Consider the following 21,827-nt stretch of genomic DNA (forward strand, 5'->3'; position numbering starts at 1 on the left):
GGTTAGGAGGCCGCGCGCAGGGGCGGCATGACGGGTATATCTTGAGGCGGTTTCGTGGCGACCGAGGCATTGTCTTCGGCAAGCGAGAACCCCTTCATCAGCGCGTTCAGCTCATCGGCGCTGCCTGCGAGCATGGCGTTGGCGGCTGTGGTCTCTTCGAACATGCCTGCATTCTGCTGGGTGACGCGCTCAAGTTCGGAGACGGCCTCGTTCACCTCGCTCAGACCTCGCGACTGATCGGAGGTGGCATCGGCGATGGAGCGGAGGCGCTCGACAATGCCGGTGACAGAGGCCTGTATCCCTTCAAGCGCTGTGCCGGTGTTCTTCACCAGTGAGGCGCCGTTGGAAATTTCGCCAACCGAGTTGGAGATGAGGCCATTGATCTCACGCGCAGCATCGGAGCTGCGCTGGGCCAGCGCGCGGACCTCGGAAGCGACCACGGCAAAGCCGCGCCCGGCCTCGCCCGCGCGGGCGGCCTCCACCCCGGCGTTGAGTGCGAGAAGATTGGTCTGGAAGGCAATGTCGTCAATCACAGAGGTAATTTTGTGGATTTCGCGTGAGCTTTCTTCGATGCGGTTCATCGCGTCCACCGCCTCGGCCATGATGCCTGTGCCCTCGGCGGCTTCGGTTGAGGTGCTTTCAGCCTGTTTGCGGGCATCGCGCGATTCGCTGGCCACGATTTCGATGGTGCGCGTCAATTCCTTCAGGGTGGCCGCGATTTGTGCGAGGGTTGCGGCCTGCTTTTCGGTGCGAGTCGAAAGATCTGTGGCAGAAGACGACAGTTCGCGGGATTGCTCATTGATCGAGGCCGCTTGAGAGATGACTGCGTTCATCGTGGAGCACAGCCGCTCGCCGGCACCGTTGAAGTGATGGGCGAGGTCGTCAAAGTCTGCGCCCAGATCTTCGGTTACGCGCACTGCAAGGTCACCTTCGGCCATGCGTGCGAGTTTTTGTCGGAAGACTTCCAGCAACCGCGCGAGGGCTTCGTTGCGTTCGGCCGCGGTGCGGGCCTCGCGCGCCTCCGCTTCGGCCGCCTCGGCCGCCCGCTTTTCAACCTCCCTCAGCGCCGTTTCGGCCTCTGAGCGGGCCTTTGCAGCGGCCTTGGATTGCACTTTCGCCTGCCCCAGTGCCTCCGTCGCGCGGCTGGCTTCTTCGAGGGCTTTTGTGCTGCTCTCTTCGGCTCTCGCCTTTGCAAACCGGCTTTCACGAGCCTTTTGGGAGGCTTCTCGCGACAGGGAGATGCGATTGAGGATTGTCAGCGTGAGAACGGAGGTTTCTGCCACCACGATGATGGCATGAAACACTGTGCGCCCGACATTGAGGGCCAGATCGGAGGAGGGGTAGACCAGCGCCGGGAGGGCGAAGGTGAGCACGAGGTGATGCACCGCGATCGTGCCCGCCGCCACCAGCAGGGGCACGATATCCGCCATGGCAACGAGCATGGCGAGCACGGCGAAATAGGTCATGTGGCTGTCGATCTGCATCGGGTGCCCTGCGAGTGCGGCGTTGAGCGAGATCGCCAGGCCAGTGAGGGATTGAGCCACGAGGATGCGGGCGGCGCGGGGGGCGAAGCGGGGGGCCGCCAGCCCAAGCAGGGTGAAGGCCCCTCCGGCGAGACCCATCACCATGAAGTTGCCGCCCATCATCCACTCTGCCGCGAGCGCCAACAGCCAGATCACTGGCGTGAGGCGCGACAGCAATTTGACGGCGTTGGCGCGGGCTTCTTCGAGGGCGTGATCCACGCTCGGGTCGATCGCTTGATCGGCAGTCAGAAGCAGGGGCGCGGACTTAGGCATTGGAGGCTCCACAGAGAAGGGCAATTGCGCCACCGTTGAACACGGCCCAGGCCCCGTGGCCGGGGGCCGAGCGCGCAGCGGTGGGGGACGGGTAGGCGGCGAGCATGGCGAATGGCGCACGGGTTGGCCCGATGAGCCGCCCACCCGAGGCGGCGAGCACGGCCTCGGCGTCAGCCCATGGCGGCAGAACGATCAGCACCGGCCCGTCGGCCACCGGCGCGGCCAGTATGGCAGCCACGGGCGTTATGGCGATGGTGCCAATGAAAGTAAGAACTATGGCCAGGCTATTGCGCATGCGGATCATTTCAATGCTTCACAGCACAGGCTCTATGGCTTCCGCCTTTCTGTTGGCTTAACGCGCGGCAACTTTTGCCACTTATTGAGGGCCACGCGCGATTGGGCTGTGAAAAAGCCGTGATTCACTGGTGGCGTGATTGCTTGCCCCTAGGGCAGCGTCCAGTCTGGAGCCATCAGAATGAAAGCCGCTGCCCGATGACCCGTTATCTCAAGCTCTCCGCTCTTACCGTTCCGCCGCCCGCGCCCAAGCCCGAGGTTGCGGTGCCCGAGTCGCGCCCAGAGCCGGAGGCCGCCGGGAAGGACCGCCCCGCGCCCAAGCCGCCGCGCAAAGCCAAAATCTTGTGAGCCCGCCCGCGATGGGCTAGAGCCTCGGGGCAACACACATCGCCCCAGAGGACCAATAATGCGCCTGAGCCGCTACTTCCTTCCCGTTCTCAAGGAAACCCCTGCCGACGCGCAGATCGCCTCGCATCGCTACATGCTGCGTGCGGGCATGATCCGCCAGCAGGCCGCCGGGATCTACTCGTGGCTGCCGCTGGGCTTCAAGGTGCTCAAGCGGCTTGAGCAGATCGTGCATGAGGAGCAGGCGCGAGCGGGGCATATCCCGATGCTGATGCCCACGGTGCAGCCTGCCGACCTGTGGCGCGAGAGTGGCCGTTATGACGCCTATGGCCCGGAGATGCTGCGCATCCGCGACCGGCACGACCGCGACATGCTGTTCGGCCCCACCAACGAAGAGATGATCACCGACATCTTTCGCGCCCATGTGGCCAGCTACAAGAGCCTGCCGCTGACGCTCTACCACATCCAGTGGAAGTTCCGCGACGAGATCCGCCCGCGCTTTGGCGTGATGCGGGGCCGCGAATTTTACATGAAGGACGGCTATAACTTCGACCTCACCAAGGAGGACGCGCTGCACGCCTACAACCGCCACATGGTGAGCTACCTGCGCACCTACGAGCGGATGGGGCTGACGGCGATCCCGATGCGGGCCGACAGCGGGCCGATTGGCGGCGACGATACCCATGAGTTCCTCGTGCTGGCCGACACCGGCGAGAGCGATGTGTTTTACGATGCAGGCGTGACCGAGCTGAAGCTGGGTGACCGCGAAATCGACTATGATGACCGCGAGCAGGTGAAGGGGGTTTGTGACGAGTTCACAAGCCTTTACGCCCGCACCGACGAGACCCATGACGAAGCGCTATACGGCGAGATCCCCGAGGAGCGCCGCCGCGCGGGTAAGGGCATCGAGGTGGGGCAGATCTTTTACTTCGGAACCAAGTATTCCGAGCCGATGGGCGCAAACGTGCAGGGGCCGGACGGGGCCAAGGTGCCGGTGCACATGGGCTCGCACGGTATTGGTGTGAGCCGCCTTGTGGGCGCGATCATTGAGGCGAGCCATGACGACAAGGGCATCATCTGGCCCGAGGGCGTGACCCCCTTCCACGTTGGGATCGTGAACATGCGCGCGGGCGACGAGGCCTGTGATGCGACGAGCGCGGCGCTTTATGGCACGCTGAAAACACTGGGACTTGATCCGCTGCTGGATGACACCGACGAGCGGGCAGGGGCGAAGTTTGCCACGCAAGATCTGATCGGCCTGCCATGGCGGATCACCGTGGGGCCGCGCGGGCTGAAGAATGGTGTGGTGGAGCTGACCAGCCGCCGCACTGGCGAGAGCGAGGAGCTCAGCCCCGAGGCCGCCGTGCAGAAGCTGGCGGGGATCTACGAGGGGCACCTCTGAGGGTGCCGGCGTGATTCCGCCCGAGGGCTTCGCCGAGAACCTCCTCCTGCTGAAAGGCCGGATGGAGCGCTACGGCGGGTTGCGGGAGCTTGCGGCATGGCTGGACGGGTGGAACAGCCACCGGCTGCACGGCGGGGGCCCGGACCCGGAGGGTTCTTATTTTTTCAACCATTTCGAGAGGTTTGTTCGGGAAGCCTACCCGGAGGCCGGGCTGAAGAGCTGGGATGATATCCTGACCGATGCGGCGGGCGGGGACCGTGAGGGGGTGGCGCTGTTCTACGAACTGTTCGACAGGTTCGGACCGGCGCAGGGAGCCAAGGAGCGGCTGGCGGAGAAGAGCAGCCATGGACCGGGCCAGATTCCGCGGCCCAAGCCTGCCCCCAAGCCCAGACCGGCCGCGCCTGCCAAAAAGCCCGGGCGCACTCCGATCGCTGCGCCTAAGACCTTTCTCACCATGCTGGCCGCCTATCGGGATGCGCCCGAAACCCGCCCCGGCGATGGCTCTCTGGAGGCGCTTCACCAGCTCTTTCGCACAACGGATGTGCTCAAGGAGGTGCGCGTCTTTCGGCCCGATCTCTCCCAGTTGACCATGTGGATGCAATATTACGCCGAGCGCACCGACACCACCGATTGGGATGTGCTGATGGCGCCGATGACCGACGAGGGTGAAGACCCGTTTACGGCGCTGCTGCGGGTGGCGACGGCGCTGGAACGGCGCGAGCGCGATGCCGCGCACCCCTATATCGGCACAGGTGGATATCCGGTGATCCCGGCTCGGTCGCATCGCAAGGTGCCGGGGATGCCGCTGCTGCTGCGCCCGATCTCGATCTACTACGAGTGATCGGCCCCTTTGGCGCTTGACCCGGACCGCCCCACCCCGCATTTTCCCGCGCAAACAGGCAGGAGGCCCCGACGTGGCCGGAAAAGCAGGAAAAACGGCGCCATTCTCGCGCTATGAGTGGATGATCGCATGGCGCTACCTGCGCTCGCAGCGGTCGGACGGGGGCGTTTCGATCCTGAGCTGGATCGCGCTGGGGGGCATTACCCTTTCGGTTTTTGCGCTGATCGTGGTGATGGCGGTGCGCTCGGGATTCCGGTCCGATTTTGTTGATACGATCATCGGCGCCAATGCCCATACCTCTGTGCGGGCGGCGGTTTACGTTGACGAGAACGGTGCCACCAGCCGCCAGATCACCGATTATGACGCGGTGGCCGACCGGATTGCCGAAGTGCCGGGGGTGACCTCGGTTGCGCCGTTGGTCAAAGGGCAGGTGCTGGCCAACCTGAGAGCGGCCAATGCCGGCGTGGAGGTGTATGGTATCCGCGCGGATGACCTGATGAACCTGCCCCGCATCGTGGAGCCCGAACAGAGCGAAGGGGATATTGCCCGCTTCAACGAGGGCATCGCCATCGGCTGGGGCGTGGCGCAGGAGCTGGGCGCGACGGTGGGTGAAAAGATCCGCATCATCAACCCCAACGGCACCCGCTCCCCAATGGGCGTGACCCCGCGGGTGAACGCCTATGAGGTGGTTTACATCTTTCAGGCCGGGCGCTGGGACATTGATCGCACCCGGGTTTACCTGCCGTTTGAGGAGGCGCAGAGCTTTTTCAACTTCGATGGCGCCGCGAGTGAGATCGAGGTGATGGTGGACGACCCCGAGGAGATCAAAGCATGGGATACGCCGCTGCTACAGGCGGCGGGCGACCGGATGATCCTGTGGAGTTGGAAGGACGCCTGGGGCAACTTTTTGCGGGCGCTGGTGATTGAAGACATCATGATGATCATCATCATGTCTATCCTTGTGCTGATCGCCGCGCTCAACATCATCTCGGGCCTGATCATGCTGGTGAAGAACAAGGGCCGCGACATCGGCATTCTGCGCACCATGGGGCTGACGCGGGGGGCGATTTTGCGGGTGTTCTTCCTCTGCGGCGCGCTCATTGGCACGGTGGCCACGGCGCTTGGCACGGTGCTGGGTTGCCTCTTTGCGCTGAACGTGAACAACATCGTCAGCTTCATCAACTGGATGAGCGGTTCGGAGGTGTGGGACGCCTCGATCCGGGGCATCTACCGGGTGCCAAGCGAGTTGCAGGCCGGTGACGTGGCCTTTGCTGTGGGGCTGGCGCTGGCCCTGTCTTGGGGGGCAACGATCATCCCCGCCCGCCGTGCGGCACGGCTCGATCCGGTGGAGGCACTGCGCTATGAGTGAGGTTCTGGGGCTGGCGGGGATCGAGAAGACATACAACGCCGGAAAGCCGAATGAGATCAACGTGCTGCGCGGGGCCTCGCTGGAGGTGGCTGCGGGTGAGGTGGTGGCGCTTGTGGCCCCGTCCGGCTCGGGCAAATCGACCCTGCTGCACATCGCCGGGCTGCTCGACACCCCCACCGCAGGGGCCGTGCGGCTGCTGGGTGAAGACATGGGCGCATTGGGCGATGGGCGGCGCACCGAGGCGCGGCGTGCGCAGGTTGGGTTTGTCTATCAATTCCACCATTTGCTGCCCGAGTTCACCGCGCTGGAAAACATCGTTCTGCCCCAGCTTGCCAACGCGGTGGAGCAGGGCGCGGCGGAGGCGCGGGCGCTGGAGCTGTTGGGCACGGTCGGGCTGGAAGGCCGGGCCAGCCACCGCCCGGGGGAGCTTTCGGGCGGCGAGCAGCAGCGCGTAGCCTTTTGCCGTGCGCTGGCCAACAAGCCAGCCCTCCTGCTGGCCGATGAGCCCACCGGCAACCTTGATCCGGACACCTCGGACACGGTGTTTCAGGCGCTGATGACGCTGGTGCGCGAAACCGGCCTTGCTGCGCTGATCGCCACCCACAACCTTGAGCTGGCCGCCCGGATGGACAGGATCGTGCGCCTCGATGCAGGGCACCTCGTCGCGGGCTGACGCACCCCTGTCCGCGCGAGGTTATACTAGTGTTTCCCGAGGCTTATCGTTTCTGAATCCGGGCAAGACTGTTTCCCCATCCGCAGGGCGTTATGGTTTATGCTGCCGTCAACTCTGATGAACGGTGACTCCCATGGACTGGTCTCTCATTCTGGCAATGCCTCTCATGCTCCTTGCGGGGTTCATGGGTGATGCCGTGAGCCGCGATGAAGGCAACGGCGGCACCGAAGGCGGGCGGGACGCCAATGCGGAGGACACAGGAGAGGGCGAAGACCAGATCGCGACCGGTGAGGAGGATGACCTGATCCGCTCCTATGCGAGCGACGATTTGATGGAAGCCGAGGCAGGCGATGACCTGCTTGAGGGTGGCGCTGGTGAGGATTTGCTGGACATTGCTGAGGGCGATGAGGCGGTGACCGTTGCCGATGAAGGCACCGCCGAGGATGAAGGCGATGCTGAGGAGGAGCGGATCGGTGCGGGCGATGGCGCTCTGCTGGCCAAGGGCGGCGCGCTTGATTGGGGCGACGGGGTGGACGGCCTTGAGGGCGATGACGCGCTTGAGGGGGATTCCGGTGACGAGGCGCTTGAGGGCGCTGATGGCGACGAACTGCTTGATGCTGAGGAGAGTGACGCCACCGAAGAGGGCGGCGTTGAAGACCAGCTGCTTGCCGGCCCCGGAGCCGACACCGCACCGGATGATGCGGGCGGGGAGAGCGATGCCTCTGAGCCCGAAAGCTACACCGCCCGGATCTCCGCTTTTGACCCGGTGGAGGATGTTCTGTTTCTGGAAGACCCGGACGCGGATGACGGGGATATCGGCATGGAGCTTGTCACCGATGGCGTTGTGGTGACGCTTGCGCAGCAGGTAGTGCTGCTGGAGGGTCTGAAGGAACTGCCGGACGCTGGCTCTGTGATGATTGCGCGGCCCAGCTAACCCTTTTGCACCAGCACTACGCCTGCAGCCATGAGCAGCAGCCCCATGCCACGCAACGCCGTCAGCGGTGTTTGGATTGCGCCGAAGAGGCCAAAGTGGTCGATCGCTGCAAACGACACCATTTGCCCGAGCAGCACGAAAACCACCGCGTTGCCGATGCCGAAATGCGGCGCGACCCAGGTGATCGACAGCACGTAGAACGCCACGAAGACCCCGGCAATGAAGCCCTCACGCGGGGCGGTGGCGAAGCGGGCCAGCGGCGCGGGGCCAGTGATGAGCGCTGTCACGAGGGCCACGGCGACGGCCACCAGAAATAGCACCACGGCAGCCGAGGCAGGCGAGCCGACGTGCCGCCCGAGGCTGGCGTTGAGCGCGGCAAGGATCGGAATGCCGATGCCAGCGGCGAGCATGATGGCGGCGGAACTGGCGTAACCCATCGGCGTGTCTCCTGTGTTCTGCGGCGAGGCTAGGCCGGGCGCGCGATGGGGGCAACGGGGCCAGTGTGGCGCAAAAGGTGAAAGATCGGTTTACCGCGCCGTGCTCAGGAACATATCCCTTCAATTTCAGCCTCTTCCCAAGGGAGCTGCACCGTGCCGACGGGGCGAGACAGCTCCAGCGGGGCGGGGTTCATGACCTGCGACAGAAGGCTGCGCAGCCGTGCGGTGCGGGGGCCTTGCGGATCGAGCGCGCGGCAGCAGACGAACTCTTCCACCAGCGAGGCCTGCTGCTCGTAGGGGTAGTCGAGAAAGCGGGGATTGCTTTCTGGATCAAACAGATAGGGGTCAATATTGCCCTTGTGCTCGGCAGCGGCTTTCAGCGGGTGATAGCCGGTCAGGCGGCGGTTTTGCCATTGCCAGACATGGGTGATCTCATGGGCCAGAAACATCGCCGCGGGCAGGTTCAACCGCTCTGGCCAGCCTTCGACGTAATCTTCCAAGTGCCAGTCAGGGTTGAGAAAAACCTTGTTGAACAAGACCAGCCCGGCGGTGCGGGATTTGAAGGTTTTCTCCTTCATCGGAGGCAGGATCAACTCGCGGCAGGTGGTGCGGGGGCGGGAGAGGTAGGTGCGTTCGATCGCGCCGACGCTGCCCCAGGTGGTGACGCGCACCCGGGAGGTATCGACCCCATCGCCATGAATTTCCTGCAAAAATCCCTTTTCCGCCTCGGTCAGCGGGCGGCCGCAGGAGCTGGCGAACAGGGCGAAACAGAGGACGAGGAACAGGCGCATCTGGCGGAGTTTAACGGGTGCGGCGGGGGCGACAAGAGAGGCGTTAACCCTGAAGAGCGGGGGGCAACATCCTATGCACAAGTGATGTACAACCTATGCATACGATTTTTTGACCGGGTGGTAAAAATAAACGCAGCGGGCGGTGCGACTTGACAGGGATCATGGCGCGGCCCGCGCGGCGGGCGCAAAATTGGCGCGGGGCAGACATCAGGAGGATCGACGATGAAATGGATGATGATCACGGCCACGGCGGCGCTGGTGGCGGGCATGGCCCAGGCGCAGGATGTGCATGAGGGGCGTTTGCTCTATGAGCGGCACTGTGCCACCTGCCACGGGCTGGATGCCGATGGGCAGGGGCCGATGGCGCCCGCGCTGGTGCTGCAACCGGTGAACCTGACGGAGCTGTCGCTGAACAACTCCGGCACCTTCCCGATGGCGCGTGTCGTCAAACGGATCGACGGGCGCGACCCGCTGGTGTCGCACGGCTCGCCAATGCCGGTCTACGGCGAGCTCTTCGACGGCGACGACACGCCGCTGAAGGCGGAAACCGGCCAGCCGATCATGACGTCGCGCCCGGTGGCAGACCTCGTGGAGTATCTGAAAAAGCTGCAGAAATAGCCGGATTTCGGCGATCTTTCCTTTCATGACGGGACTTGTCATCAACTGGTGGTTGTTCTGGCCGTCGGGGGTTCCGATGTATTCAACAGGCCCGACGTTTTGGGCCGTGCCAAACAGATACGAACGAAAGGAATTGAGATGAAAAAGCATGTGATGATGGCCGCGATGATCCTGGCGCTCGGTGCGGGGGCTGCCGATGCAGCGAAATGGAAGACCGATGTTTACAAGGCCGGTAACTACTGGGGCGCGGCGATCAAGAACACCGATTGCAAGGGCGGCGAGAAATGCTGGGTGGGGTTCGCCTCCTACAAGACGAAGAAGGCCGCCCGGAAGCGCGCGAAGAAAGAGGCCGCCAAGGCGAATGCGAGCGGCATCATGGATGGCCGCACCGATGGCGGGCTTTGCGGCCAGCCCGGCGTGACCTGCTGAAGGCGCTCTGACGGCAAATGACAAGGCAGGCGGCGGGGCGATTTCCCCGCCGTTCTGCCGTGCGGCGGCGGGGTGCCTACGTCTTTGTTTAAAGGAACTTCGGGTGGTGGGGTCGCGTTGTGCAACCAGAACCTGAAAGGAGGTACTGCTATGAATTGGGATGTTATCCAAGGCAACTGGAAAGAGTGGCAAGGCTCCGCCCGCGAGAAGTGGGGCGAGCTGACCGACAATGAACTGCAGGAAGCCAAGGGCGAGCGTGAACAACTCGTGGGGCTTGTGCAGCAGAAATATGGCTACGCCCGTGAGGAAGCCGAAAAAGAGGTGGACGACTGGCGTGCCGGGCTGAAAGCAGCCTGACCTCGGTTGAGGTAAAGAGTTACCGCCCCCTGCGCGCAAGCGCGGGGGGCTTTTTTGTGGGTTAGGCTATGGAGCGGGGTGCCGGGAGGCGGGCAGGTTGGCTGGCGCGAAAAGCTCGGAAGAGGCGGAGTGCTCCATCCGATCGCCGCGCTGGATCGTCGAGAGCAGGCGTTTGAGGCGGCGGCGCTGGAGCCACGAGCGGACCTGATGCGCCTCAACCTCGACCGGGCGGAGCACCGCGTGCTCGCCACTGCCGGATATGTCGAAGCTGCGGTAGGCGGCCACGAGATCGCGGGCCTGGCTGGTGGCGGCGACGGCAATCAGCTTTATGCGGTCGGCCTTGCAGGCGATGTCTTCACTGCTGTGGCGCTGGCGGACCCGCTCGAAGATATCCTCGAAGCTGCCGATGTCGATATAGGCGCCGCTGGCCATGGGGCCTTGGGCGGTTTGGGACTGGTTGCTGTCTTCAAACATCTCCAGCCGGTCGACCACGCTGGCGGTGGTGGTGGTGTCACCGATTTCGACCTCGGCGAGCACGTCGGTCAGATAGGCCGGTTCGGAGCCGAGGTTGGAGATGATGCAGCGGGCAGAGAGGCCATCGCGCCCGGCACGGTTGATCAGCAGGCCGGAGCGGGTTTGGCGGCGGAAGGAGACGAGGAAGATGTGGAGATAGGCGAGCCACACCACGGTGGTGGTGAGGCTGACGATGATCTGGATCGCGGGTTGGTTGTCTTGGAGCCATTGCCACATGGGAGGACAACGGGGGAGGGGAGGCGGGGGTTCCGTTGGGGGGTCATCCTCGGGCTCGATCCGAGGATCTCCGGCCAATTTTGCGCTGAGGTGGGGGAGGTCCTCGGGTCAGGCCCGAGGATGACGGTGGTTGAATGGTGAGGGAGCGCCTGGGGTGAGGGGTATGACCCGCCCGGTGCGCGCCGTAAGGCGCCGGGCAGCGCCGACCCGCCCCCCGGGGCGGCGCTTTGGATAGGGAGCCGCGCGGTAGAGAGGGAGAGCCATGGCTGAGGGATAAAGTGGCACAGACGGGTGTTGGGACGCGCCACCCCGCGGGTCAGCGCTGCCCGGTTTGGGAAAGTTGGTAGAAGCTCTTAAAGATGGACTGCTTAAGACAGGCGATGCATCTTAGTAACGACGTGCGTATCTACCTATTTGCGCTTCAATGTTTTAAATGCGTTTCCGTAACAAATTCAACGAAGGTAATTGCGGATGACGCAGCCAAGCGTGCATGACGTGGCTCGAGGCCAATGTGCCGTCCGTCACGCCCATGTCCCGACCCATACAACCCGCGTAGCTCGGCTACGCTTTTAGTGATCGACGCCAAATTGCTCAATGTCCTTCGGATAATCTCGGCTCCTTTGACTTCAGAGGAAATTCCTTCCGGAACCAACTTAAGGACAGTGCATACCTTCTTTGATAGCTTAGGAAGGTCGTCGGTCTTTTCCGGTTTAAGGTCGGTGTCGCAGTCCTCCAGAATTGCTTTGCAACACGACTCTACGAGATCCTTTGCAGTCCCTATTGCTAGCGCAGGGTCTTGGTCCACCGAAGCTTGGATTCTCTCTATTTCTTTTTGCATCCAGCTCGATTCAAGGATTTCTGCAGCTGTGGACGCACGTTTGATGGCGCTATGAAACTCAGTTGTTCTAGACGGCGAATAGGTTGATCTACCGGCTAATTGCCGTTCTGGTATTAGCTTCCAGCCGTCGTGGCGAAGGTGTTCGTTTGCAATATCAATAATTTTTTTGGCTTGGGCGGCGTCGGGACGAACCACAGGGTGGGCCATCTCACATATGAACTTCAAAAACTCTACGTCTGAGCAACCAGTTAGATTGAACCTTGCATCCGAAAAAATCCAATCATTTTCCCAGTCATAGTTATTGTGGCGGTGCTGCCAAATGTCGCCGGCGGCGTTCGAGTACCTATCATCGTAGGAAGGGAATTCTTCCAAGTTATAGATTCTGTCCAGAAAGTCGACATCGTCCATGCGGCCAGCAAAAAATACTTCATCCAGTCTAAATGCGTCAAAAATGTCTAGTCTTGTCGCCTTGGAGATTTCATTCGCTTCGCCAGAGTTCAAACATCCAACTCCTCAACAAACCTAGCATTCTCCTGAATATACTGAAACCGCAGTTCCGGTTTCTTGCCCATCAGCCTCTCAACCAAATCCCCCGTCTCGCCCGGGTCGTCCTCGTCAATCGTAACTCTAATCAGCTGACGGGTCTTCGGGTCCATCGTGGTTTCTTTCAGATCCTTCGCGTCCATCTCGCCAAGGCCCTTGAAGCGGCTGGAGGAGATGTTGCCTTTGCCGCCGAGGCCTTTTTCCAGCCATGCGTCGCGTTCGGCCTCATCCAGACAATAGACCCGCTTGCTGCCTTGGGTCAGGCGGAAGAGGGGCGGGCAGGCGAGGTAGAGGTGGCCGGCATCGATCATCGGGCGCATCTGGGTGAAGAAGAAGGTCATCAGCAGGGAGGCGATGTGGGCGCCATCGACGTCGGCGTCGGTCATGATGATGATCTTGTCGTAGCGCAGGTCGTCGAGGTTGAACTTGCTTCCGAGGGCCACGCCGAGGGCCTGTGTCAGGTCGGAGATCTCGTTGTTGGAGCCGAGCTTGGAGGAGGCGGCGCCGAGCACGTTGAGAATTTTGCCGCGCAGGGGCAGGAGGGCCTGATTGCGGCGGTCGCGGGCCATCTTGGCCGAGCCGCCCGCCGAGTCGCCCTCGACGATGAACAGCTCGGTGCCGTCGCGGTTGGTGGCGGAGCAATCGACCAGCTTGCCGGGGAGGCGGAGCTTTTTGGTGGCGGTCTTGCGGGCGGTTTCCTTTTCCTGCCGACGGCGCAGGCGCTCTTCGGCGCGTAGCACGAGGAAATCGAGGATCGCGCCGGCGGATTTGGTGTTGCTCGCCAGCCAGTTGTCGAAGTGGTCGCGCACGGAGTTTTCAACCATGCGCTGGGCTTCGGTGGTGGCGAGGCGGTCTTTGGTTTGGCCGACGAACTCGGGCTCGCGGATGAAGCAGGAGACCAGCGCGCCCGCGCCTGTAATCAGGTCTTCGCGGGTGATTGTGGTGGCCTTCTTGTTGCTCACCAGCTCGCCGTAGGCCTTGATGCCCTTGAGGATCGCGGCCCAGAAGCCCGCCTCATGGGTGCCGCCCTCGGGCGTGGGCACGGTGTTACAGTAGCTTTGGATGAAGCCATCGCGCGAGGGCGTCCAGTTGATCGCCCATTCGACCTTGCCCGGCGCGTTGAACTTTTCAAACGAGACAGTGCCGGCGAAGGGGGCCTCGGCGTAGGTGGTTGCCTCGCCCATGGCCTCCTTGAGGTAGTCGGCCAGCCCGCCGGGGAAGTGGAACTTGGCCTCCATCGGGGTGTCGCCATCGGGGATGGCAGACTTCCAGCGGATCTCGACGCCCGAAAAGAGGTAGGCCTTGGAGCGGGCCATCTTGAACAGGCGGTGCGGCTTGAGCTTGAGCGAGCCGAAGATCTCGGCGTCGGGGTGGAAGGTGACGGTGGTGCCGCGCCGGTTGGGGGCGGCGCCGATCTTTTCCAGCTTGCCTTGGGGCACGCCGCGCGAAAATTCCATCGCGTAGAGCTCGCGATTCTGCGCGACTTCCACGCGGAGGTAATCGGAGAGCGCGTTGACCACGGAGGAGCCGACGCCGTGGAGGCCGCCGGAGGTTTCGTAGCTGTCGCCCGAGAACTTGCCGCCCGCGTTCAGGGTGCAGAAGATGATTTCGAGCGCGGTCTTTGACGGGTCTTTGGGGTGGGCGCCGATGGGGATGCCACGGCCGTTGTCGCGCACGGTGACATGGCCGTTTTCATGCAGCTCCACCTCGATCCACGTGGCGTGGCCTGCGACGGCTTCGTCCATCGAGTTGTCGATGATCTCGGCGACCATGTGGTGCAGCGCCCGGTCATCCTTGCCGCCGATATACATGCCGGGGCGCAGGCGGACGTGCTCCATGTCTTCGAGCACCTGAATGGAGGAGGCGTCGTAGGTGGATTTGTCCTGGGGCGTGAGGATATCGTCGGCCATGTGGTGCTGCTCTTTTTCGGGCTTTTGGTTGGCGGAGAGTGTAGCGGATGGGGGCGGCAGGTGGAAGCGGGGTTGGGCAGGATTGACCGGCCCGCTTGTGTGCCTAGGGTGGAGTGTTGGTTGGTGCGAGGTGGTGTGACTGTGGAGAATGTTGGAGATGGCCCGTTGGCCGAGCGGCCCGCCGCGCGCAAGACGGCGCGGCTTGCCTTGGCCGTGGGGGGCGTGGTTTTTGCGGGTTTGCTCGCCTGGGGCCTCATGGCACATTCTGCGGGCGCTGAGAGGTGGTTTCTGGCTGTGCCATTTGAGCCGCTTCCGCCCTGGGCCGTCGCGCTGGCGGCCCTTTGCGTTGCAATGCCACTGGGCACGCTGGCAGCGCTGATTATCGGTCAGCGCGGGCATTGGGGCGCGGCTTTGCGGCCACGTTTGCTTCGGGTGATCCCGGCGATTTTGCTGGCCCTGATCACGCCTGTCGCGATGGTTACGATCTTTCCGATACCGATGGTTCTTCTACTACCGGCGCTTGTGGAGGACATGGACCCGCTGACCCGTGCCTTGCAGGCGGGCGCGATTTTGCTGGCCCTCGGGTTCTGGTATCTGGCGGCGGGTCTGATCGCTTCGGGTGTGCGCTCTTGGGGGCTGCGGGTTGCGATTTTTGGGCAGCTCTGGATCGGGATCTATGCGGGGTTTCTGCTCTTTCAGGGGTTCAACCTGTTTGTGATCTGACCCGCAGGCTGTGGTGGGGTTCGTCAGACCTGCGCCCTAGGGCGCCTTACAGGCCAGCAGCCAGCTGTTGGTATAGTGGTTCGATTGCACGCTGAGGGTGGCACTGAAGTGGCCGTCGCGCGCGAGTGTGGCTGCGGGACGGGGCGGGAGAACGAGCAGGTTGACGCCGCTGCTGTCTGCCCGCCGGGCAATGGTGTCGAGGAACGCGCGGCGGGTGACGGTGTAGCTGTAGGTGTTGCTCTCGAAATCCTGCGAATGCATGGCGAGGGTGATGGTGTCGCCGTCGATCGTGAGGTCGTAGGTTTTGCGCTTGTTGGCCTCGATGAAGCCGGTGTCATCGCGGGAGAAGGTGGTGAAATCCTGCACGGTGCAGGCGTAGCTTTCGGCGAGGGCCGGGGTGGCGGTGAGCAGGGCGAAGACTACGGGGAGGAGGCGGGTCATGTGCGGGCCTTTTCACGGAGCCAACGGGCGAGGTCGATGTCGTCGAGTTTGCGCTGGGCGAGGGCGATGATCTTGTTGCCTGCTTCTTCGGTGCCGTGCGCAATGGTGACGCCGTTCAGCTTGAGGCAGACGAGCATTGAACGGTAGGCTGTGCGCTTGTTGGCATCATTGAAGCAATGGCCGCAGGCGATGGCCTGGGCGTAGGCGGCGGCAAGATCGAAGACGTCTTCGATCATGCCGTAGTAGAGGCGGTTGTCGACGCGGGCGAGGGCACCGTCGAGGGATTTGTCGACGGCGCGGCCCGGGAGTTCTCCGGGGTTGAGAACCTTGTCGTGGATGGTCTCGACGATCTCGGCGTCGAGCAGCAGATAGGTCATTTGTCTTTCAAGTAGTCCAGCACGGGTTGGGCCTGTTCACAGGTGGCTTCCATGGCCTCTCTCACCTCCTCCATCGTCGCCACGCGCGGCTCCTCCTCGGGGGTGGCGGCCTCGGGGACGAGGTAGCCGACGACGCGGGAGTTTTTCATGATGGCGACGGGCTTGCCGTTGGCGCGGTCGAGCACCTTCTGGGGCTCGCGCAGCTCGGTCATGGTGCAGGTTTGGCTGGCGAAGATGCGGTTCATCTGGGTGTGCTCCTAAGTGTGCATTTTAATGTGCGCTATTATGGCGGAAATTTCAAGCATGGGGGTGGTGGGCAGATTGCCCACCCTACGGGCGGTGCACTGGTTTGGCGGTTTGGCCGGGCATGTTGCCACCGCTTGCCGGTTTGAGCGGTGTCAAGGCGGGGTGGGGCGAGGCGGGGTAGACTCGGGGGCAGGACAGAGAAGGAGCCATTCATGCCTGAAGACAACGCCATCACCTCCGCCCTTTCGAAAGACGCCGCGCCGCTGCCTGCGCCCCAGCCCGACAGCCTGCGCCAAGCCTTCGAACGGGGCGTTTACCCCTATGACAAGCGGCTTTCGCGCCGCAGCTACGAGCACCAGAAGGCAGATCTTCAGGCCGAGCTGTTGAAGGTGCAGAAGTGGGTGGCCGAGACCGGGCAGAAGATTGTGGTGCTCTTCGAGGGGCGTGATGCGGCGGGTAAGGGCGGCACGATCAAGCGGTTCATGGAGCATCTGAACCCGCGCGAAGCCCGCGTAGTGGCGCTGAACAAGCCTTCGGAGAGAGAGAAGGGCGAGTGGTTCTTTCAGCGCTATATCGAGCATCTGCCGACGGCGGGGGAAATGGTGTTTTACGACCGCTCCTGGTACAACCGGGCGGGCGTGGAGCGGGTGATGGGGTTTTGCAGCCCCAATGAATACCTGGAGTTCATGCGCCAGACGCCGGAGTTGGAGCGGATGCTCGTGCGCTCTGGCATTCACCTTTTCAAATACTGGTTTTCGGTCACGAAAGAGGAGCAGCGGGCGCGCTTTGCCTCCCGCGAGACCGATCCGCTGAAACGCTGGAAGCTCAGCCCCATCGACAAGGCGAGCCTTGATATGTGGGACGATTACACCGAGGCGAAGGAGGCGATGTTCTTTTACACCGATACGGCGGATGCGCCTTGGACCATCGTGAAGAGTGCCGACAAGAAGCGGGCGCGTCTGGCTTGCATGCGGCACTTTCTGGCGAGCCTCGACTATCCGGGGCGCAACATGAAGGTGGTGAAGGGGCCGGACCCGGCGCTGGTGAGCGCGGGGGCGCATGTGGTGCGGGGGGCCGATCACATTCTTGGGGCGGCCCTTCACCCGGAGTTGCGGCGGGGCTGACGGCTCGGTGACGGGGCCTGGCCGGGGGCTGCTCTTCGGGGCCTTCGGCTGCTCATCGCAGCGGTGTGGAGCGCCCCTCGGACCGTGGCGCGGCTGCGGCGTGCGAGGGGCTGGTCACATCTTGCCGAGCGGGCGCGGGGGGCGCTTGAGGCGGCTTCGGGGCCGCTGTAGGGTCGCCGCCATGAAACACTTGCTTGCAGCTTTGGCACTGGCTCTCCCCGGCGTGGCGGGGGCGCATCCGCATGTTTTTGTCGAAACCGGCTTTGAGGTGATCTTTGACGAGGCGGGGCTGATCGAGGCCGTGCGGGTGCACTGGCGTTATGACGAGCTGACCTCGCTTTACATCACCGAAGAGCGCGGCGTTGACAGCGACTACGACGGCGAGGCCACCGAGGCCGAGCTGGAGGCGCTGAAGGGCTTTGACATGGACTGGCCCGAGGGCTTTGAGGGCGACACGCATCTGACGGTGGATGGCGTGAAGGTGCCACTGGGCCCGCCCGAGGAGATCGATGCGGGGTTTTCGGAGGGCATGGTGTCTTCCAGCCATCTGCGGCGGTTGGCGGAGCCGGTGGATCCGGCGGGCGTTGTGATCCTGTCGCCCTATGACGAAACCTATTACTCGGCCTATGAGGTGACGGCGAAGACGGTTTTGACCGGCCGTGAGGGCTGCGAGGCCGAGCTTTGGGTGCCCGATTTCGATGCCGCTGCCGAGCAGCTTCAGGCTGCGCTGGACGAGTTGCAGGGCGCGGCGCAGGCGCAGGGGCTGAATGAGGCGGAGTTTCCGCCAGTGGGCGATATGTTTGCACAGGAAGTTCGTGTGGCGTGCGACGCTGGCTCGTAATCGCGGCGATTTTGCTGGCGCTGCTGCTGGCGGGGCTTTGGGCGAGCGGTGCGGTTGACGCGCTGGGGCGCTGGGCGGCCTCTGCGCAAAAGGAATTTCAGGGCAGCATGGCCGGGGCGATCCGGGCGCTGAAGGGCGGGCAGCCTGCGGCGCTTTGGGGGCTGCTTGGCCTGTGTTTTGCATATGGTGTGGTGCATGCCGCCGGGCCGGGGCATGGCAAGGTGCTGATCGGCGGTTACGGGCTGGGGCGGCGGGTGCCGCTGGTGAAGCTCTCGGTGGTGGCGCTGCTGTCGTCGCTGGCGCAGGCGGGCGCGGCGGTGGCGCTGGTTTATGGCGCGCTGGCGGTGCTGGGCTGGGGCGGCGACCGGGTGGAGGGGCTGACCGAAGAGGTGCTGGCCCCCGCGTCTTACGGGGCCATCGCGCTGATCGGTGTGTGGCTTGCTGTGCGGGGCCTGCGCGGGCTTTTGCGGCGTGCGCGGGGCGGGGCCGTGGCGCACGGTGGTGGTGATGGTCACGTGCATGGCCATGACCACGATGACCGACACGACCACGCGCGCAGCCACGACCACGGCCACGATCACCAACACGACCACGCACACGGCCATGACCACGCCCATGAAGGCGATGGCGCGGTGTGCGAAAGCTGTGGCCACGCGCATGGGCCGACGCTGGCGCAGGTGGAGAATGCAGGCAGCCTGCGCGACATTCTCATCCTCATTGCTGGTATCGCCATTCGGCCCTGCACCGGGGCGCTCTTTTTGCTGGTCATCACATGGCGGCTCGGCCTTGCGGGCGCGGGGATTGCCGGGGCGTTTGCCATGGGCATTGGCACTGCGCTGGTCACCATTGCGGTGGCGATCATGGCGGTGACCCTGCGCGAGGGCACGTGGAGCGCATTGGAGGGGCGCGGCGCGGCGCTCCGGCTGGCCGGGCCGGTGCTGGAGCTTGCGGCGGGCGCCGTGGTGGTGCTGGTGGCCGGGCAGTTGCTGTTGCGGGCGCTCTGAGCCGCGCAGGGCGGGGCGTGCCTGCCCGTTTCCGGGCGGGATGAGGCCGGCGAAAGCTGCTGACAGCACGGGTCTTGCCTCAGCCTTGCCGAAGGCCTAGCAGGGGCCATGCGCGATCAGATGACATATACGGGCCATGCCAAGGCGATTCTGCTGCTGGGCCTCCCGCTGGTGGGCGGGCATCTGGCGCAGATGGCGATCCAGATCACCGACACGCTGATGATGGGGTGGTATTCTGTCCCCGGGCTGGCGGCGATGGTGCTGGCGGGCACTTTCTGGATCGTGGCTTTCATCTTCTCCATCGGCTTTTCACAGGCGGTGCTGCCGCTGGTTGCCGAGGCCAGCGAGCGCGGCGAGGAGGGGGTGCAGCGGCTCAGGCGCGTCACCCGCATGGGCTTCTGGCTTTCGGCCTTTTCATGGGCGGCGTTCCAGCCCGCGTTCTGGTTTTCTGGCCCGATCCTTGTGGCGCTTGGGCAAGATCCGGAGCTGGCCGCAATGGCCGAGGGCTACCTGCGGATCGCCGGCGTGGCGCTGCTGCCCGCGCTGCTGACCATGGTGCTCAAGAGCTACCTTTCGGCGCTGGAGCGCACGAGTGTGCTGCTCTGGATCGCCATTGTCGCGGCGGTGGTGAACGTGTTTCTCAACTGGGTGCTGATCTTTGGCAAGCTGGGCGCGCCGGAACTGGGGCTGGTTGGCGCGGCATGGGCCTCGCTCACCGGCCACCTGCTTTCGGCCCTTTTGCTGGGGCTCTACGCGATGCGGATCTTCCCCGAGCATGGCATCTTCCATCGTCTCTGGCGGGGCGATGGCGCGGCGCTGGCGCAGGTGTTCAAGCTGGGGTGGCCGATTGGGCTGACGCTGCTGGCCGAGGTCGGGCTTTTTGCCTTTTCCTCGCTGCTGATGGGCTGGATCGGCACCATCGCGCTGGCCGCCCATGGTATCGCCATACAGATCGCCAGTGCCACCTTCATGGTGCACCTCGGTCTCTCCAACGCCGCCACGATCCGCGCGGGCAAGGCCTTTGGGCGCGTGGATGAAGCCGGGCTGCGGCGCGGGGCGCAGGTTTCGCTCGCGCTCTCGATCGGCTGGGCGCTGGCGACGCTGGTGATGTATCTTGCCGTGCCCGGGCTGCTCATCGGCCTCTTCGTGGACCCGGAGGAACCGGCGCGCGATGCGATCATCGCCACCGGGGTGGGCCTGATGGCGATGGCGGCGCTGTTCCAGCTGTTTGACGGGGCGCAGGTGACGGCGATGGGCCTTTTGCGCGGGGTGCAGGACATTCGGGTGCCGATGTGGATTGCTGCCGTCTCCTACTGGGGCGTCGGCGCGCCGCTGGCCTGGGCCTTTGGCTTTCCGCTGGGATGGGGCGGCATGGGCGTGTGGTTTGGCCTCGCGATGGGGCTGGCGGTGGCGAGCGTTTTGCTGCTCTGGCGGTTCTGGGGCCGCTCGGTGCGGATTGGCGAGAGCTTCGCCGAAGGCCCCGCACCGGCCTGAGCGCCCCTTTCCCGCCCGCATCAGCGGTGCTAGGCATGTCGGCGATCCGATAGCAGGAGGCCCCGTGATGAGTGAGAGCGCACCGAAGGACCAGTTGGGCAGCCTGCTGCGCCGCCTACAGGGCAAGATCTTTGCAGTGATCGACGGCGCGCATTTTGATGATCTGCCGGGGCGGATCCGCGATGTTGGCCTGAAAGCCGTGCCGCTGTTCAGCGATGAGATCGACCTGCCCGCGCTGAGCCGTGGCCCGCATCTTGTGGCCTGCCCCAACCTTTATGCGGTTGAACAGGTGACGGATGTTTGCGCCGGGGTGCCTGCCGTTGTCTGGTGGGATTGGCCGGATCAGGGCGAGAAGAGCGAGGACAACATCTTTGCCCATCTGCGCCGCCTGAACCTTGTGGAGATCCCGGCCAACCGGGCCGAGCCCATCGTTGGCCGCCGTCAGGTTGGCGCGGTGGACAGGGGCGCGGGCTGGGAGACGGTGCTGTTTCGCCATGGCGACCCGCATGTGATGTCGCTCCTGATTCCGGTGTTGGATGACGCGCAGCGCGGCCAGCTCTTTGGCGCGGCGCTTTCGGTGGCGATGCAGCCGCCCGGCGCGGAGGTGACGCATACGCAGAACCCGAGCCACAACGCGCCGCCGGGATTTGGCCGCCTTCGGCTGCGGGCCGAGCAATACGACGAGTTGGCGGGTGTGCATGGCCGGGGCCTGCGCCGCCGGGCGGTGCATGAGTTGGGCTCGGATATGCCCGAGCCCACCGCGGAAGAGCGTGAGGCCCGCGTGATCGAGGCCTATGACCGCGCCGAGAGTTACGGCTGCATGACGCTCGACCAGATTTGGGAGTTCATCCATCTCGACAAGCGCTGGGGCCGGAATTTTGAGCTGGCGGCGGGGCACGAGAAGGTGCTGGAGGCCCTGAAGATGCCCGACGCCAGCGCCGAGGAGCGGCTGTGGCGGGCGGAGATGGAGCTGGGGTTTGCCAAGTAGGGCGCTGAGGCGGCTCATCGCGCCCTCTGGTCGCTCTTCGCATCTGCGATGAGGGCCGCAAGGGCCGGCGAGTGGCTGGGATGGCCGGGCGCTGGCATGGCGGGGGCCGGGGTGGCCCCGGCGGTTCGCCCGGAGAGATATCACACAACCGAAGACGACGTTTAGCGGTGGACCGCAGGCGCGGTACCGGCTGGCCCCGGGGTGTCGGGCCGTCCCGTGGGGGTGCTTTGGGCGCGCGTTGTCCGGCCTTCACGGCCCGGGT

At 64.1% G+C, this 21,827-nt stretch carries 25 protein-coding genes; 15 read left to right on the forward strand and 10 right to left on the reverse strand.

What is annotated here, in order from left to right:
* Nucleotides 1–2 precede the first annotated feature (2 nt).
* Both FHY55_RS07030 and FHY55_RS07035 read right to left on the reverse strand, forming a co-directional pair.
* Entirely contained in the window at nucleotides 3–1,796 is a 1,794-nt protein-coding gene (locus FHY55_RS07030; protein ID WP_140013511.1) for a methyl-accepting chemotaxis protein, read from the reverse strand.
* Entirely contained in the window at nucleotides 1,789–2,091 is a 303-nt protein-coding gene (locus FHY55_RS07035) for a hypothetical protein (protein WP_140013512.1), read from the reverse strand. The genes FHY55_RS07030 and FHY55_RS07035 overlap by 8 nt, the downstream gene beginning before the upstream one ends.
* Nucleotides 2,092–2,288: 197 nt before the next feature.
* Between FHY55_RS07035 and FHY55_RS20460 the strand changes: the two genes are divergently transcribed.
* The 6 genes from FHY55_RS20460 (at nucleotide 2,289) to FHY55_RS07060 (ending at nucleotide 7,654) form a co-directional block, all read left to right on the forward strand.
* Nucleotides 2,289–2,438, forward strand: a complete 150-nt coding sequence (locus FHY55_RS20460) for a hypothetical protein (protein ID WP_168222949.1) — start codon at nucleotides 2,289–2,291, stop codon at nucleotides 2,436–2,438.
* 58 nt (nucleotides 2,439–2,496) lie between these two features.
* A complete protein-coding gene (gene proS, locus FHY55_RS07040; RefSeq protein WP_140013513.1) occupies nucleotides 2,497–3,837 on the forward strand; it encodes a proline--tRNA ligase in 1,341 nt (446 codons plus the stop codon).
* Between the two features lie 10 nt (nucleotides 3,838–3,847).
* A complete protein-coding gene (locus FHY55_RS07045) occupies nucleotides 3,848–4,678 on the forward strand; it encodes a hypothetical protein (RefSeq protein WP_140013514.1) in 831 nt (276 codons plus the stop codon).
* Nucleotides 4,679–4,799: 121 nt separating this feature from the next.
* Nucleotides 4,800–6,047 carry an ABC transporter permease gene (locus tag FHY55_RS07050; RefSeq protein ID WP_140016031.1) on the forward strand — a complete coding sequence of 416 codons (1,248 nt, stop codon included), beginning with the start codon at nucleotides 4,800–4,802 and terminating at the stop codon, nucleotides 6,045–6,047.
* Nucleotides 6,040–6,720 (forward strand): ABC transporter ATP-binding protein, encoded by a 681-nt coding sequence (locus FHY55_RS07055; protein ID WP_140013515.1) that lies wholly within the window; start codon nucleotides 6,040–6,042, stop codon nucleotides 6,718–6,720. The genes FHY55_RS07050 and FHY55_RS07055 overlap by 8 nt, the downstream gene beginning before the upstream one ends.
* 133 nt (nucleotides 6,721–6,853) lie before the next feature.
* A complete protein-coding gene (locus tag FHY55_RS07060; RefSeq protein ID WP_140013516.1) occupies nucleotides 6,854–7,654 on the forward strand; it encodes a hypothetical protein in 801 nt (266 codons plus the stop codon).
* Here FHY55_RS07060 and FHY55_RS07065 read toward each other — a convergent pair.
* On the reverse strand, nucleotides 7,651–8,091 hold the full coding sequence (locus FHY55_RS07065) for a DMT family transporter (protein WP_140013517.1): 441 nt from the start codon (nucleotides 8,089–8,091) through the stop codon (nucleotides 7,651–7,653). The genes FHY55_RS07060 and FHY55_RS07065 overlap by 4 nt on opposite strands.
* 104 nt (nucleotides 8,092–8,195) lie before the next feature.
* A complete protein-coding gene (locus FHY55_RS07070; protein WP_140013518.1) occupies nucleotides 8,196–8,882 on the reverse strand; it encodes a hypothetical protein in 687 nt (228 codons plus the stop codon).
* Between the two features lie 222 nt (nucleotides 8,883–9,104).
* On the opposite strand from FHY55_RS07070, the gene FHY55_RS07075 reads away from it, so the two are divergent.
* The 3 genes from FHY55_RS07075 to FHY55_RS07085 all read left to right on the forward strand — a co-directional run bounded on the left by FHY55_RS07075 (nucleotide 9,105) and on the right by FHY55_RS07085 (nucleotide 10,286).
* Nucleotides 9,105–9,500: a cytochrome c gene (locus FHY55_RS07075; RefSeq protein WP_140013519.1), complete on the forward strand. Its 396-nt coding sequence runs from the start codon at nucleotides 9,105–9,107 to the stop codon at nucleotides 9,498–9,500.
* Nucleotides 9,501–9,638: 138 nt separating this feature from the next.
* A complete protein-coding gene (locus FHY55_RS07080) occupies nucleotides 9,639–9,929 on the forward strand; it encodes a hypothetical protein (RefSeq protein WP_140013520.1) in 291 nt (96 codons plus the stop codon).
* Nucleotides 9,930–10,079: 150 nt separating this feature from the next.
* Nucleotides 10,080–10,286 carry a CsbD family protein gene (locus tag FHY55_RS07085; protein ID WP_140013521.1) on the forward strand — a complete coding sequence of 69 codons (207 nt, stop codon included), beginning with the start codon at nucleotides 10,080–10,082 and terminating at the stop codon, nucleotides 10,284–10,286.
* 66 nt (nucleotides 10,287–10,352) lie between these two features.
* Here the strand turns inward: FHY55_RS07085 and FHY55_RS07090 are convergent, their stop codons facing one another.
* From FHY55_RS07090 to FHY55_RS07100, 3 genes are all read right to left on the reverse strand, one after another.
* Nucleotides 10,353–11,036: a hypothetical protein gene (locus FHY55_RS07090; protein WP_140013522.1), complete on the reverse strand. Its 684-nt coding sequence runs from the start codon at nucleotides 11,034–11,036 to the stop codon at nucleotides 10,353–10,355.
* A 421-nt stretch (nucleotides 11,037–11,457) separates the two neighbouring features.
* The gene (locus FHY55_RS07095) at nucleotides 11,458–12,375 is read right to left on the reverse strand and encodes an abortive infection family protein (protein WP_140013523.1); all 918 of its coding nucleotides are present in this window, start codon (nucleotides 12,373–12,375) and stop codon (nucleotides 11,458–11,460) included.
* Nucleotides 12,372–14,327 carry a DNA topoisomerase IV subunit B gene (locus FHY55_RS07100; RefSeq protein ID WP_140013524.1) on the reverse strand — a complete coding sequence of 652 codons (1,956 nt, stop codon included), beginning with the start codon at nucleotides 14,325–14,327 and terminating at the stop codon, nucleotides 12,372–12,374. The genes FHY55_RS07095 and FHY55_RS07100 overlap by 4 nt, the downstream gene beginning before the upstream one ends.
* A 141-nt stretch (nucleotides 14,328–14,468) precedes the next feature.
* On the opposite strand from FHY55_RS07100, the gene FHY55_RS07105 reads away from it, so the two are divergent.
* Entirely contained in the window at nucleotides 14,469–15,050 is a 582-nt protein-coding gene (locus FHY55_RS07105) for a hypothetical protein (protein ID WP_140013525.1), read from the forward strand.
* Nucleotides 15,051–15,086: 36 nt separating this feature from the next.
* Here the strand turns inward: FHY55_RS07105 and FHY55_RS07110 are convergent, their stop codons facing one another.
* Genes FHY55_RS07110 through FHY55_RS07120 form a run of 3 tightly spaced genes read right to left on the reverse strand, consistent with a single transcriptional unit; the run spans nucleotide 15,087 to nucleotide 16,113 of the window.
* Nucleotides 15,087–15,491 (reverse strand): hypothetical protein, encoded by a 405-nt coding sequence (locus FHY55_RS07110; protein ID WP_140013526.1) that lies wholly within the window; start codon nucleotides 15,489–15,491, stop codon nucleotides 15,087–15,089.
* Nucleotides 15,488–15,868 carry a type II toxin-antitoxin system death-on-curing family toxin gene (locus FHY55_RS07115; RefSeq protein WP_140013527.1) on the reverse strand — a complete coding sequence of 127 codons (381 nt, stop codon included), beginning with the start codon at nucleotides 15,866–15,868 and terminating at the stop codon, nucleotides 15,488–15,490. The genes FHY55_RS07110 and FHY55_RS07115 overlap by 4 nt, the downstream gene beginning before the upstream one ends.
* Entirely contained in the window at nucleotides 15,865–16,113 is a 249-nt protein-coding gene (locus FHY55_RS07120) for a hypothetical protein (protein ID WP_140013528.1), read from the reverse strand. Before FHY55_RS07120 ends, FHY55_RS07115 begins: the two co-directional genes overlap by 4 nt.
* 213 nt (nucleotides 16,114–16,326) lie before the next feature.
* Here FHY55_RS07120 and ppk2 point away from each other — a divergent pair, with 213 nt between their 5' ends.
* From ppk2 to FHY55_RS07145, 5 genes are all read left to right on the forward strand, one after another.
* On the forward strand, nucleotides 16,327–17,238 hold the full coding sequence (ppk2, locus tag FHY55_RS07125) for a polyphosphate kinase 2 (protein WP_140013529.1): 912 nt from the start codon (nucleotides 16,327–16,329) through the stop codon (nucleotides 17,236–17,238).
* A gap of 181 nt (nucleotides 17,239–17,419) precedes the next feature.
* Nucleotides 17,420–18,079 (forward strand): DUF1007 family protein, encoded by a 660-nt coding sequence (locus FHY55_RS07130; protein ID WP_168222950.1) that lies wholly within the window; start codon nucleotides 17,420–17,422, stop codon nucleotides 18,077–18,079.
* Nucleotides 18,061–19,083 carry a nickel/cobalt transporter gene (locus FHY55_RS07135; RefSeq protein WP_168222951.1) on the forward strand — a complete coding sequence of 341 codons (1,023 nt, stop codon included), beginning with the start codon at nucleotides 18,061–18,063 and terminating at the stop codon, nucleotides 19,081–19,083. The genes FHY55_RS07130 and FHY55_RS07135 overlap by 19 nt, the downstream gene beginning before the upstream one ends.
* A gap of 120 nt (nucleotides 19,084–19,203) precedes the next feature.
* Nucleotides 19,204–20,577: an MATE family efflux transporter gene (locus tag FHY55_RS07140; protein ID WP_254695442.1), complete on the forward strand. Its 1,374-nt coding sequence runs from the start codon at nucleotides 19,204–19,206 to the stop codon at nucleotides 20,575–20,577.
* Between the two features lie 67 nt (nucleotides 20,578–20,644).
* Complete coding sequence (locus tag FHY55_RS07145) at nucleotides 20,645–21,565, forward strand: DUF4123 domain-containing protein (RefSeq protein ID WP_140013532.1); 921 nt, start codon at nucleotides 20,645–20,647, stop codon at nucleotides 21,563–21,565.
* Nucleotides 21,566–21,827: the final 262 nt, after the last annotated feature.

The sequence above is a fragment of the Oceanicola sp. D3 genome (assembly GCF_006351965.1).
GTDB lineage: Bacteria > Pseudomonadota > Alphaproteobacteria > Rhodobacterales > Rhodobacteraceae > Vannielia.